This is a genomic window from Dyadobacter beijingensis DSM 21582 (genome assembly GCF_000382205.1).
Taxonomy (GTDB): Bacteria; Bacteroidota; Bacteroidia; order Cytophagales; family Spirosomataceae; genus Dyadobacter; species Dyadobacter beijingensis.
In genome coordinates this window covers 460232-474551 of sequence record NZ_KB907788.1, presented here as the reverse complement: position 1 = coordinate 474551, position 14320 = coordinate 460232, and the positions used below count along the sequence as shown (strand labels likewise).

General features: G+C 54.6%; 8 protein-coding genes. 7 read left to right on the top strand and 1 reads right to left on the bottom strand.

Annotation, left to right across the window (positions count from 1 at the left end):
• Nucleotides 1-5 precede the first annotated feature (5 nt).
• The 7 genes from H144_RS0115515 (at nucleotide 6) to H144_RS34325 (ending at nucleotide 12786) form a co-directional block, all read left to right on the top strand.
• A complete protein-coding gene (locus tag H144_RS0115515) occupies nucleotides 6-2339 on the top strand; it encodes a S9 family peptidase (protein ID WP_019943001.1) in 2334 nt (777 codons plus the stop codon).
• Nucleotides 2340-2451: 112 nt separating this feature from the next.
• A complete protein-coding gene (locus H144_RS0115510; protein WP_026350722.1) occupies nucleotides 2452-5970 on the top strand; it encodes a PVC-type heme-binding CxxCH protein in 3519 nt (1172 codons plus the stop codon).
• Between the two features lie 38 nt (nucleotides 5971-6008).
• Nucleotides 6009-9008, top strand: a complete 3000-nt coding sequence (locus H144_RS0115505) for a SusC/RagA family TonB-linked outer membrane protein (RefSeq protein WP_019942999.1) — start codon at nucleotides 6009-6011, stop codon at nucleotides 9006-9008.
• Nucleotides 9009-9028: 20 nt separating this feature from the next.
• On the top strand, nucleotides 9029-10612 hold the full coding sequence (locus H144_RS0115500; RefSeq protein WP_019942998.1) for a RagB/SusD family nutrient uptake outer membrane protein: 1584 nt from the start codon (nucleotides 9029-9031) through the stop codon (nucleotides 10610-10612).
• Between the two features lie 105 nt (nucleotides 10613-10717).
• A complete protein-coding gene (locus H144_RS0115495) occupies nucleotides 10718-12103 on the top strand; it encodes an aminopeptidase P family protein (RefSeq protein ID WP_026350721.1) in 1386 nt (461 codons plus the stop codon).
• A 13-nt stretch (nucleotides 12104-12116) separates the two neighbouring features.
• Entirely contained in the window at nucleotides 12117-12614 is a 498-nt protein-coding gene (locus tag H144_RS0115490; protein ID WP_157504750.1) for a DUF6934 family protein, read from the top strand.
• A complete protein-coding gene (locus tag H144_RS34325; protein WP_157504748.1) occupies nucleotides 12604-12786 on the top strand; it encodes a hypothetical protein in 183 nt (60 codons plus the stop codon). The genes H144_RS0115490 and H144_RS34325 overlap by 11 nt, the downstream gene beginning before the upstream one ends.
• Here the strand turns inward: H144_RS34325 and H144_RS0115485 are convergent.
• The gene (locus H144_RS0115485) at nucleotides 12761-14311 is read right to left on the bottom strand and encodes a M61 family metallopeptidase (protein ID WP_157504746.1); all 1551 of its coding nucleotides are present in this window, start codon (nucleotides 14309-14311) and stop codon (nucleotides 12761-12763) included. The two genes, H144_RS34325 and H144_RS0115485, sit on opposite strands and share 26 nt — an antisense overlap.
• Nucleotides 14312-14320: the final 9 nt, after the last annotated feature.

The following is a 14320-nucleotide window of genomic DNA, read 5'->3' as shown; positions in this document are numbered from 1 at the left end:
CAGCTATGAAAATTCCTAAACCGGGCCCCGGCAAAAGACTTTATCTGCACGCAATCACCGCGTTATGCATCGGCACGCCGGTGCTCGCGCAAAAGTCGCTGCCCGCCTACCAGCCTAACCCGACCGAACTCGCGGCCTCCTATAAACGGATGACGCTCATGGATTCCCTCACCAAAGGCAGCGTGCTCAAAGCGCAGGTGCAGCCCAACTGGCTCGCCGACGGGCAGTCGTTCTGGTACCGCAATGTATTAAAGGATAGTTTGACTGAATATTGGGTAGTAAGACCCGGCGAAGGCAAGCGGACGCCGGCATTTGAGCATGCCAAGATCGCTTCCGCATTGTCCAAAGCATACGATTCCACGTTCTCGGCCGCCAGGCTCTGGGTGCAGGACATTCATTTCGATGCGGAAAAACACCAGGTAATCCTGCAAAGCAAAGGCAAATGGTTTGCCTATGACACGGAAAGCGGGACGGCGCAGAAAATCGAGAAGCCCGATTTACCTAAACCGAAAGAAACCGGCTGGACGCGCCAGCTCAGCCGCTGGGGCCGTTTCCGGGCCGACAGCGTCTCCCCCGACAAGCAAACGAAGGCGTTTGTGCGCAACGGTAATATTTATGTGGGCAAAAAAGAGGATAAAATCGGTAAACAGCTGACGTACGACGGCAACCCGCTGAAACCCTACGGCGAACTAAGCTGGTCGCCCGATGGCCGTTATCTCGTGGGCTACCGCATCGACCGCCGGGAAGAGCGGCAGGTGAGCATAATCTTCTCTTCATTGCCGAACACGACGCGCGGCGAGGTCAAAACCCGCGGGTACGCGCAGCCGGGCGATGAGTTTACGAGCTATGAAATGTACGTGATCGACGTGCAGACGGGCAAGGCGGTGAAAGTGCAGTCGGAAGCGATCGACTTTTTCAATGCGCCGGTCATCCGCTGGCGGAAGGGCGACGCCACACATTTCACCTACGAAAAGGTAGACCGCGGGCACCAGCGGTTCAGGGTCATCGAGGTGGATGCCACCAATGGTGCCACGCGGAATATCATCGACGAGCAGACGAAGACATTCATTTACCAGAACATGATTTACACGCATTACCAGCCTGACAATCATGAAATTATCTGGGTCTCGGAAAAGGACGGCTGGCGGCATATGTACCTCGTGGACGAGCAAACCGGCAAGATCAAAAACCCGATCACGAAAGGCGAATGGGTGGTGCGCGACATCGACAGCATCGACACGCAGAAGCGAGAGGTGTGGTTCAAAGCGAGCGGCATGAATGCCGGCGAAGACCCGTACCACATTCATTACTACCGCATTAAGTTCGACGGAACAGGCTTGGTAAAACTCACCGACCACGCCAGAGCGACGCACCAGCTGACCTTCTCGCCCGACCGGACGTATTACGTAGACACCTATTCGACGATGACGACGGCGCCCGTTTCGGAGCTTCGCAAAACGGCCGACGGTTCGCTCGTGATGAAGCTCGAAACGGCCGATATTTCGCCCTACCTCGCATTGGGATTCAAATTACCTGAAATTTTCAAGGCAAAAGGCCGCGACGGGAAGACCGACATCTGGGGTATCGTGTACCGCCCGAGCCACTTCGACCCGAAGAAGAAATACCCGATTATCGAAAACATTTACGCAGGCCCGCAGGACTCGTTTGTCCCCAAAGCCTTCCGGCAGTACGGCGAAATGCAGAGCATGGCCGAGCTGGGCTTCATCGTCGTGCAAATGGACGGCATGGGCACCTATAACCGCTCGAAGGCATTCCACGACGTGTGCTGGCAGAACCTGGCCGACGCCGGTTTTCCCGACCGCATCGCGTGGATGAAGGCATTGGCCGAAAAATATCCCCAGGCAGACTCGACCCGAGTGGGCGTGTACGGGACTTCCGCCGGCGGGCAAAACTCGCTGGGTGCATTGCTCTTCCACCCAGGCTTCTACGATGCGGCGGTTTCGGCATGCGGCTGCCACGACAACCGTGTCGATAAGCAATGGTGGAATGAGCAGTGGATGGGTTATCCGGTGGGCAAGCATTACGACGAGCAATCGAACGTAACGAATGCCGCGAAATTGCAGGGCGACCTGCTCCTGATCGTCGGCGAGGTGGACACCAACGTACCGCCCGAGAGCACCTACCGCGTGGCCGACGCATTGATCAAGGCGAACAAAGAATTCGAACTGCTGGTGGTACCAGGCATGGGCCACAGCGACGGCGGCCCCTACGGACGCCGCAAAAAGAGGGACTTTTTTGTACAAAAATTACTGGGTGTAAATCCTCCGAACAGAAACAAGGGATCTCAGTTTCCCGCGCCGCAGGCGATTGGAAAATAAGATCCCTTGCCCCGGACCTAAGTCCCGGGGAATAGATTAAAAAGATTGAAAATGTTGCATTGAGCAGATTTTGCTCGACAGGCATCGCTATGGCTACACTAACCCGGATCCAATGAAAAAAGCATTACTAGTTCTTTTCGCAGTCATCCTAATGTACGGCTGCGCTCAGAAGCAAAAACGGGCACAATTGCCCGCCACATCTACCGAAAGTACAGGCACCGACGCCCGACGCATCGAGCTCCTCTTCCTGGGCCACGACAGCAAGCACCATTACTCGGAAAAGTACTTCCCGATGCTCGCGCTGCCGTTGTTCCAGAAGGGCATCAACATGACCTACACGTCCGATCCGGATGCATTGAATGCCGAAAACCTGGCGCATTACGACGGCGTGGTGATTTATGCCAACCATAACACCATTACCCCGGCGCAGGAAAATGCCTTGAAAACGTTTGTAGAAGGCGGTAAAGCGCTCATTCCATTGCACGCGGCGTCTTTCTGTTTCCAGAATTCGGATTGGTATGTCAAAGCAGTGGGCGGACAGTTTTTATTGCACAAATACGGCACTTTCACGGCGCCGGTGGTGAAGGCAGATCATCCGGTGATGCAAAACTGGAAGACCTTCGAAACCTGGGACGAAACCTACGTGCATTCCAAACTCAACCCCGACATTACGGTGTTGCAGGAGCGCATGGAGGGCGATCACCACGAACCGTGGACGTGGGTGCGCACGCAGGGCAAAGGCCGCGTGTTTTACACCGCTTACGGCCACGACGAGCGCACCTGGAAGCAGCCCGCATTTCAGGAATTGGTGGCAAACGGCATTTTATGGGCAGTTAGCGACGAAGCGAAGGCGCGTTTGGCGAAATTCAATGTAACCAAACCTGCCTACACGGACGCCAACGTACCCAACTACGAAAAGCGTGACCCGGCACCGAAATTCCAACAGCCGTTATCCCCGGCCGAATCACAGAAACTGACGCAGGTACCGGTGGATTTTGAGCTGAAACTTTTTGCTTCCGAACCTGACATTACCAAGCCCATTGCTATGGCATGGGACGAGCGCGGACGCCTGTTTGTGGCCGAAACGCAGGATTACCCCAACGAAGTCCGCGACCAGGACGGCGTGGGCAAGGACCGCATTAAAATCTGCGAAGACACCGACGGCGATGGTAAAGCCGATAAATTCACGGTATTTGCCGATAATCTGAATATCCCGACCAGTATTGTATTTGCCAATGGCGGTATTATCGTGGCGCAGGCACCGCATTTCATCTTCCTGAAAGATACCAACGGCGACGACAAGGCCGATATCCGCGAAAATATCATTTCGGGTTGGGGTAAAAGCGATACGCATGCCGGGCCTTCTAATTTGAAATATGGATTGGACAATAAGATCTGGGGCGTGCTGGGTTACGCCGGTTTCCGGGGCATGAATTCCGGTAAGCAGCTGAATTTCAGTCAGGGCATTTACCGCTTTGATAACAACGGCAAGAACCTTGAATACATCGGGCGCACGTCGAACAACACCTGGGGCCTAGGCTTTTCCGAAGATTTTGAAGTGTTTATTTCAACGGCGAACGGGAATTACAGCGGGCATTTCGCGATGCCGCTCGAATACGTAAAGCGCTCGGTAGCAGATGGATCCGGCAACACGGTGTATAAGCTGGATTCGCATTACGAGATGAATTACCTCACGCCGGCGTTGCGCCAGGTGGATTTCCACGGCGGATTTACGGCGGCGGCAGGCCATAACCTGTACACGGCCCGCAACTTCCCCAAATCGTACTGGAACGCGACGGCGTTCGTATGCGAACCGACCGGCCGGTTGCTCTATCAGGCCATGCTGAAACCGAAAGGCGCGGGTTATAAAGAAAAAAACGGCTTCAACCTGCTCGCGAGCGCCGACGAATGGTTCTCGCCCGTACACGCGGAAGTGGGCCCGGACGGGGCCGTGTGGGTGGCGGATTGGTACAGTTTCATCATCCAGCATAACCCTACCCCACGCGGTTTTGAAAACGGGAAGGGCAATGCATACATCAATCCGCTCCGCGACAATCAGCACGGACGTATATATAGGGTCGTTTGGAAGAATGCAAAGCATGCCCCGTACCCCAGGTTGGACAAAAACGATGGCGGTAGCCTGGTGGCCGGTTTGAAAAACGACAATATGTTCTGGCGCACGACGGCCCAGCGGCTGATCGTCGAATCGAAGAATACTTCCGTTATTCCCGAACTCATCAAAATGGTGAACGACCAGTCGGTGGACGAAATCGGGTTGAACAGCCCGGCCGTACATGCATTATGGACGCTCGACGGCCTGGGCGCATTCACCGGCCCGAACGAGGAAGCTTACCATACGCTTGTGCGTGCCATGCGCCACCCTGCGGCAGGCGTACGCAAAACGGCCGTGAAACTACTCCCGCGCAACGACAAGGCCCTTTCCGCACTGAAATGGACCAACTCGCTGAATGATCCGGATTTGAAAGTTAGGCTCGCCACCATCCATGCGTTGACCGACCTGCCTGCTTCGGAGGAGATCGGGAGAATGCTTTACCTCGCCGGTCAGGATTCGCAGAATGCGGCCGACGAGTACCTGGCGCAGGCTATTTTTTCAGGGGTGATCAAACACGAAAACGGTTTCAAAGCGGCGGCGGCAAAGCTGAAAGACTCGACATTGACCGCCCGTATCGAGCGTGGGCTGATTGAAGAGACTTATATGCTCAACTTATGGTCGCCGCCTATTTACCCGCCTGTAATATCGCATAAAGAACTCAGGATCAAGGCCATTATCACCAAAGCACAGGAAGAACTATCGGGCGTGGTGGCATCGCAGGGCAACCGGCAGAATGGGTACAGCCTGTACATGCAGGACGGGAAACTGCACTGGCTGGTGCGGCAGAACGGCCAGTCGTTCGAGGTCACCTCCACGCGCAAGCTACCGGACGAGCGCTTTACGGCGTACGCCACGCTTCTGGAAGGCGGCAAAATGACGCTGGCCATCGAGGACGAAACGCCCGTGGCAGGCCAGGCGGCAGGGCTTTTTCACGAGCCATTCACACCGGACGATATCCGCTTGGGCCGCGATCTCCGCGAGGGTAATCAGGTAGGCGAATATGGGGACAACGCAAGATTACGCGGCTGGCTGGATATTAAAAGCACCTTACAGCTCAACCAGGTGGTACACCATACGGCAGATAAAAAAGTCTCGCGCACCCATACCGAAGCACCGGTTGAAATACTGAAAGGAAAAGGCACGCCGGCGACCGTGAAGCTGAAAGTGATCGAGCACGAAATGAAGTTCGACCAGAAGACATTCACGGTAAAGCCCGGCCAGAAAGTGACGATCCAGTTCACCAACCCTGATTTTATGCAGCATAACCTGCTCATTATCAAGACAGGATCACTGGAAAAAGTAGGCAATGCGGCCGACCTGCTCGCACGGGAGGCTAATGCGATCGCGATGAACTACGTGCCCAAAATGCCCGAAGTCCTGCACGCGACGGAACTCGTGAGCCCCGAAGGCAACGCCACGCTCGTGTTCATCGCACCTGACAAGCCCGGCGACTACCCGTTCCTGTGTACAGTGCCCGGCCATTGGCGGATCATGAACGGCATCATGAAAGTGCAATAATCACCCTCAAATAAGTTTCACCATCTAACTCCAGTCGTATGAAAAGACCATTATCCCGCCTGATCCGGGAACTGCAACGCATTTGCCTGCTCGCGGCGGCCGTTGCCTGTTTCCTGACCGAAAATGCCCTGGCGCTCGCCGCCGACCGACAGATCTCCGGCAAAGTGGTGTCCGCCGAGGACAAGAACCCGCTGCCGGGCGTGACCATCATCGTGAAGGGAAAAAGTACCGTTGGAACCGCCACTGACACCGAAGGAAAATTCAAACTGGATGTGCCCGAAGACGCAACGCTGATCCTGAGCTACATCGGCTACGTAAGCCAGGAAGTGGCCGTAGGCAACCTCAGCGAAGTGAATGTGGAGCTCGCACCCGACCAGAAACAATTGCAGGAGGTGGTGGTGATTGGTTACGGAACGCAAAAAAAAGGGGACATTACCAGTTCCGTGGCGAGTATCAAACGGGAGGACTTCATCCAGGGAACGGTGCGCGACGCGGCCCAGCTCGTGCAGGGTAAAGTGGCAGGCTTGCGCATTACCACGCCCAGCGGTTCTCCTACTTCCAACACGCAGATTAACCTGCGCGGGATCAACTCCATTAACGGCACTTCCAACCCGCTGATCCTGATCGACGGTATTCCCGGCGGACTGAACACCGTGGCGCCGGAAGATATCGAGTCGGTGGATGTGCTGAAAGACGGCTCTGCCGCGGCGATTTATGGTACGCGGGCTACCGGCGGGGTGATTTTGATTACCACGCGGAAAAACCGGGGCGCTTCGCGCTCGACGATCGAGTATTCGAACTATGTCAATATCCAGACGATCGCTCGTCGCCCCGAGCTGCTGACCGGCGATGACTACCGGCAGAAAATCGGCGAAGGCATTGCCTATACCGACTATGGCGGCAATACCGACTGGCTTTCTGAAATCATGCAAAAACCGGTGAGCCACAACCATAACCTCACGTTCTTCGGAGGCAACAGCACGACCAACCTGACGGGCTCGATCAACTACCGTAACTGGGAAGGGATCTTCCTGAGATCGGGGCAGAACCGCTTCACCGGTCGCGCGGACCTGAACCATTCCATGTTCAACAACAAACTGAAAACCAATCTTCAACTCATCAACCGCATTACCCGTTCGAATGGCGCGGTATCACCGGCCAACGACGACGCGGCGTATGGCTACGCTTACCGCCAGGCCATTATCCGCAACCCGACCGACCGGGTGAAGGACGACAACGGCAAATGGCAGGAGCGCGACGGCTATTTCTACGAAAATCCCGTTTCCCTGCTGAACGAGTCCAACTTCGAAAGCTCTTTCAAGGAAATGCGTATGGCCGGAAGCCTCGATTACGCGCCCATCGATGACCTGAACTTCAAGCTTTTGGTATCCAATGTACAAAACAGCAACCTCGAAGGCGGTTCCACTACATTTAACCACACCAGCACCCGCCTCGGCAATCAGAATGCGACCGCTTTCCGGAATACCTACGCCAACAACGAAAACCTGCTGGAACTGACCGGGAACTATTCGAAATCCATCGGCAAGCACCGCTTCTCGGTACTCGGCGGTTACAGCTGGCAGGACGCGACCTACGAAGCATTTGCCGCCAACAACTGGGATTTCCCGACCGACGCTTACGACTGGAACAACCTCGGCGCGGGCGGCGCATTGCAAAAAGGCCAGGCGGGGATGAGCAGTACTAAAAACAAATGGCAGCTGGCCGGCTTCTTCGGCCGGGTAACATATAGTCTGGATGAAAAATACCTGTTCATGGCCAGCGTGCGCCGCGAAGGCTCGTCGCGCTTCGGGGTCAACAACCGCTGGGGTACTTTCCCCGCGGCGTCCATCGGCTGGCGGATCAGCAAGGAACGTTTCATGGGCGGCCTGGGCGCGGCTTCGGACATCAAGCTCCGGGCCGGTATCGGTGTAACGGGTACCATCGCCAACAGCCCTTACATGTCGCAGATCAGCTATAATTTCGACCGCGGCCAGGGTGCTTTCATCGGTGGCAAATGGGTACCGGGCTTCGTACCGGCACGAAACTTCAACCCCGACCTGCGCTGGGAGAAAAAAGAGGAATACAATGCCGGTGTGGACTTCGGATTTATGAAAAACCGCATTAACGGCTCGATCGATTTTTACAGCCGCAAGGTGAAGGACTTGCTTTACGATTTTCCCGTGCCAGTCCCTCCTTATCTGACGAGCAGCATGTTCATCAATGCGGGGGTGATGCAGAATAAGGGCCTGGAAGTGTTGCTGAACATCGTACCGGTCCAAACGGGCGATTTCCAGTGGAATACCGGTTTTACCTATTCTACCAACAGCAACAAGCTCGTGAGCCTTTCGAACGACCAGTTTCAGGCCGCGAACGACTTCTTCGATGCGGGTTATACGGGCGAGCCGATCCAGGTAAGCACCCACCGCGTGAAGGTAGGCGAGCCGATCGGACGTTTCTTTGTGTGGAAAAGCGTGGGTGTGGACGACAAGGGCGCGTGGCTGATCGAAAACAAGGATGGCGAGGTGATACCGATTGCCGACGCGGCGCCGGAAGACCGCCAATATTATGGTAATGGTATTCCAAAACATAACCTGGGCTGGAACAACAATATCCGCTACAAGCAGTTCGATCTGGCAGTAAACATGCGCGGCTCATTCGGTTTCGACATTCTCAACTTCCAGGGCATGTTCTACGGCAACCCGCGCAACAAGGCTTATAACGTGCTCAAAACAGCCTACGACCCCGTGGACGGCAAAGTACTGAACACCGACCTCGTATATGTGTCGCACTACATCGAGAAAGGCGATTACTGGAAAATCGACAACGTTACACTTGGCTACACCCTGCCGACGAGCGCGATCAAGGGCATCAAGAATGCACGGATATTCGTGTCGGGCCTCAACCTGGCCACGATCACGGGCTACACGGGCATCGACCCGGAAGGTATGAGTTTCACCGGCTTTTCGCCCGGCAGCGACTACCGCGACAAATACCCGACCACCCGCACATTTACAGCCGGCCTGAGCGTCACATTCTGATCATTCAATTTTTTGGAACAATGAAAAACAAACATATCAAATACGCGCTCCTGGCAGCACTGCTCACCGGCGCGCCGCTCTACTCCTGCACGGACCTCGACGAAGAAGTGTATTCCGAAGTGCTCGGCAGCAGTTACCAGCCCACCGAAAAGGACCTCCCGGCGATCGTCGCGCCTGTGTACGCGTCCCTGCGTGCGCTCATGCTGGGCTGGCAAGGCTATTTCGATTTGCAGGAAGAGGCCGCCGACGCCATTATTACCCCTGTGCGCCCGAATGGCTGGGACGATGGCGGCACCTATCGCCGCATGCACCAGCACACGTGGACGGCATTGCAATGGCAGCCTGAAAACGCCTGGCGCCAGGCATTTGCCAGCATTACCACGGTGAACCGGGTGCTTTCGCAGATCGAGAGCGGCGATTTACCCATTACCAATGGCAAGGATGCGACCATCGCCGAACTTCGCGCCGTGCGGGCATTCGGCTACTATCTTTTGCTGGATAACCACGGCAATGTGCCGATCGTGACGGATTTCAAGGATGTAACGCTTCCCAAGCAGAGCACCCGCAAGCAGGTTTATGATTTTGTAATCAAGGAACTGACGGAATCGCTGCCTAACCTGAGCGAAAATGCGACCACTACTTACGGCCAGATGAACAAATGGGGTGCAAAAACGCTGCTCGCGAAGATTTATCTCAATGCGCAGGTCTACACCGGCACGGCCGAATGGGCCAAGGCGATCCAGGAAGCGGATGATGTGATCAAAAGCGGAAAATACGTGCTCGACGCCAACTATTCGGACGTTTTTACCTGGACTAACTTCAATTCGAAAGAAATCATCTTCTCGATCCCTTACGACGAGATTTACGGCACAGGCAACCAGATCCACATGAAAACCCTCGACCCGCTGAGCCGCTCGGTATACCCGATGAACGCCGGTCCGTGGGGCGGAAACTGCGCCGTACCGCAATTTATCGACACCTACGACGCCGAGGACGGCCGCCTGGCCGACACCTGGATCATGGGCCCTCAGAAAAGCGCCGCGACGGGCGCGGTGGTGATTACCTACAACAAAGCAGTGCCGGGAATGGACAAAACGACCGTTCAGGACGGCTATCGCATTGGTAAATACAAAATTAAACCCAACGCCACCGGCAGTCTCGACAACGACTTCCCGTTCCTGCGGTACGCCGACGTGCTGATGATCAAGGCGGAAGCATTGCTGCGGACGGGTAAGGCGGCCGAAGCGGCCGAACTGGTTACCCAGGTGCGCCAGCGTGCATTCAAAGGCAACCCGGCGAAAGCAACCGTGACGGCGGCGGACCTGGCCAAAGGAAGTAAATACAACTACGGCTACCAGGCCACCGACGGGTCCATTACCGAACGCCAGGGTGGTGACGACATCCGGTTCGGCCGGTTCCTCGATGAGCTGGGCTGGGAATTTGCGGCCGAGGCCCACCGCCGCCAGGATTTGATCCGTTTTGGCGTGTATGAAACGAAGAAGTGGTTCAATCACCGTCCGCAGACGGGCCAGCGCGCGCTGTTCCCGATCCCGCAGAACGAAATCGACAAAAACCCGAATCTCGACCAGAACCCGGGTTACTAATACATTTATTAATTTGGGTTAGGTAGTTCCTATTTGCTCACCGGACGAAGTATATTTGTTTCGGTGGGCAAATTTTTTGTTGTATTCCAAAACCATTTTACTCCCATGTTTTCCAAATCAACATACTTAAAACGCAGACAAGTACTTCAATCCAAACTCGGCAGCGGCCTGGTCCTGCTGCTGGGTAACGAGGAAAGCGGCATGAACTACCGCGATAACGTATATTCATTCCGGCAGGACAGCACGTTCCTTTACTATTTCGGCATCGACCACCCCTCGCTGACGGCCGTAATCGACATGGATAACAACCGCGAGATCATCTTCGGTGACGAGCTCACGATAGACGACATCGTGTGGACCGGCCCGAAAGAACCGCTCGCCGAGAAAGCAGGTAAGGTAGGTGTAACCGAAGTTAAACCGGCCTCGGCCATTGCCGGATTGCTGAAAGACGCATTGTCACGGGGGCAAGCCATTCATTTCCTGCCACCCTACCGCGGCGAACATTACCTGAAATTGCAGGAATGGCTGCATGTCAGCCCTGCGGAAGCGGCGCAAAAGGCTTCTGTGAGCCTCATTAAGGCGGTCGTTTCGATGCGTTCCAACAAAACGGAAGAAGAAGTTGTAGAACTCGAAAAGGCTGTGAATACTTCCATCGACATGCATTTGGCATTCATGCGCGAGACGCGCGCCGGGATGACCGAGAAAGCAATCGCCGGAAAGTTGCAAAGCATTGCCATCGGCCAGGGCGGGGATATTTCCTACCCTATTATATTGACCGTCAATGGTGAAATCCTGCACACCCACGCCCGCGACCTCGCTATCCGCGACGGCCAGATGGCGCTTTGCGATGCCGGGGCCGAAACGGCCATGCATTACTGCGGCGACCTGACGCGCACGATCCCCGTCGGCAAAACCTTCACAACTTTGCAGCGGGAAATGTATGAAATAGTACTCCATGCACAGGAAACGGCCATTGCAGCCTGCAAGCCGGGTGTTTTGTTCAAAGACATCCACACGCTGGCCTGCACCCAACTTGTGGATGGGATGAAACAAATGGGCGTCGTGAAAGGCGATCCTGCCGAAGCGGTGGCACATGATGTACATACGCTGTTCTTCCAATGCGGCCTCGGCCATATGATGGGGCTGGACGTCCACGACATGGAAAACCTGGGTGAGCAATACGTCGGCTACACCGAAGACCTCCAAAAAGGCACGGCATTCGGCTGGAAATCCCTCCGCCTCGGCCGTGCCCTCGAACCCGGCTTCGTGGTAACGGTAGAGCCCGGCCTTTACCTCATCCCCACCCTCATCGACCGGTGGAAAGCCGAAAACAAACTCGCACAATTCATCGACTACAATCGCCTTGAATCCTTCCGGGATTTCACCGGCATCCGCATCGAGGACAACCTTTTAATCACTGAGTCCGGCAACCGGGTGCTCGGGAAGGAGCTGGTGAAAAGTGTCGCGGATGTGGAGGGGTTGAGGGGGTAAATTTTGTATATGTTTGCAGGCAAATACACATACTAAATTGCCTGTGAAATTCCCGCAATACGCTTTCAGCACCGAAGAGAACCGCGATGCTTTCAGATTTACGAGCGTTGGCCCGAAAGGCGAGATTAAAAAGATTGTCTTGTATTCCCGGACAGGGATCAACAATGTCTATAATCTCGCCTTCGGTGACTATAATGGACACAATGATGACTTGGACGACCTGTCAGTTAGCGATAACAGGGATACCCAAAAGATTCTGGCTACCATCGCTTCAACCTTTTTGGTTTTTATCGAAAATCATCCGAAAGCATGGGTCCTTGCAGAGGGGAGCACAAAAGCAAGAACGAGGTTATACAGGATTGGAATTTCCCAAAACCTAACAGATATTTCGAGTGAATTTGCTATCTTCGGATACATGGATCCTGGTGGCTGGCAGCCATTTAATAAAAATACGGACTACATGCGTTTCATGATCACAAGCAAGCAAAACTTACAACACTATGAAGACTAAAAAAGTAAGGCAAGTACCCTCATACACGATCGACGCAAGCCTGGATCGTTTTAGCGGGGAAAACCTCTTCCCGGAACAATTGAAAAGAGCCAATGAAGCTATTTCTAAATATGGTCTTCCCAAAGAATACTATCTGAGCCAGGGCATCACTCCCCCCGACTCCAACTCTTAAACACCTCCCGCTCCAAATCCCCCGGCGCGGCCTTTTTCTTAATTTCGAAAGTCCCGTAATGCTTCTCCGTCGTCACATCGATTTCCAGTCCGGCGTAGCCGAGGTATTTTTGGTAGTCCGGCTCGGCGGTGGTGTAGATGTAGCTGAATAGCTCGTCCAGCTTCGTGCCGGCGACGGTTTCAATGGTCGTGCGGAGTTCCGCTTCGGTGAAGCCGCGTTGTTTTTTCTTGTAAAAATCCTCGTAAAGTTGCCGCATCACGTCGTCGAGCGAGCGCTTATTTTGCGTTTCATGGCGAATGGCGAGATCGAAAAGCATGCCTACTACCGGGCCCTTCTGGTAGTAGGAAATCGTTTTGTTCACGGCGTCCCCCGTGCGGCCGAACGGGCCGTCGGACCAGGTTTCGGCGCTGGCTTCGGCGAGCGTTTGGAAGAGCCGGCCGGGCTTGGTTTCAACATTGGTGATCTGCTTTTTGAAAAAATCCAGAAACTCCTGCTCGCCCAACAGGAAGGCCTCGCGCATGATCAACGGTTCATAGTAAACAGTGAGCCCCTCGGAAACCCAAAGCATATTGGTTTTGCTGCCCTTGTCGTAGTCAAACGGCCCGAGCTCGATGGGGCGGATGCGTTTCACGTTGTAGTGGTGAAAATACTCATGGGTAATAAAGCCAAGCATGCCGTTCCAGCCGCGGGAATTGAGCTGGTCGCCGCTGAAACTGATGGTGGTCGAATTCAAATGCTCGATGCCACCCTGTCCGGGGCCGATCGCGATGAAAGTGTAATGCTTGTAAGGAATGTCGCCGATGAGCCCGGAAGCCTTTTCCACGATTTTCTGAATATCCGACATCAGTTTCACCCGATCGAAATTACCCAGCTTGTAGCCGATAAACCGGTGCGGAATGCCCTTTACTTGGAATGCTGGCAGTTCTTCGAGCTTGCCGACGAGCAGCGGGCTGTCGTAAAGCACATCGAAATCGGGCGAAACATAGGTAAACGGCTTCCCCGCCACCGAATCGAGACCGGTAGCCACACGGTCCCAGCCAGCGAACGGCTTGATCGTAATTTCCGAAGGCACATTGATCTTCCCCGCCTCATGCAGAAACACGCTCACAGGCGTAATGTAGCCGTGTTCCTCATCGAGATAGCTCGTCGCCACAAACTTGCGCGTCGTTTTCACATCATATTCTGCGTGCAAAGTCGTCACGCCTTTCGTAGCCACCGCCCAGCCGGTTTTCCCCGTTTTTTGCCAGCCCAGGTCATTGCCCTGCTGGTCTTTTACCACCAGATGATCAATATTTGAAGCATAGTTCATGAGCTGGTAATAACCTGGCTGCCAGTCGGGTAACTTAAACCATGTACTGTCTTTGCTGCTCACTTTCAAATCCATTGCAACATGAAAAGTATGGCTGGCCGGATCGGGCATGGTTACCGTGAAACGGGTTACGTCGGGTTTCTGGGCAACGGCACCGGCCGCCACGCATTGCATGGCAAGCAGGCCCAGCCAACGCTGTGCATTCGTCAAATTCATTTTCAACAG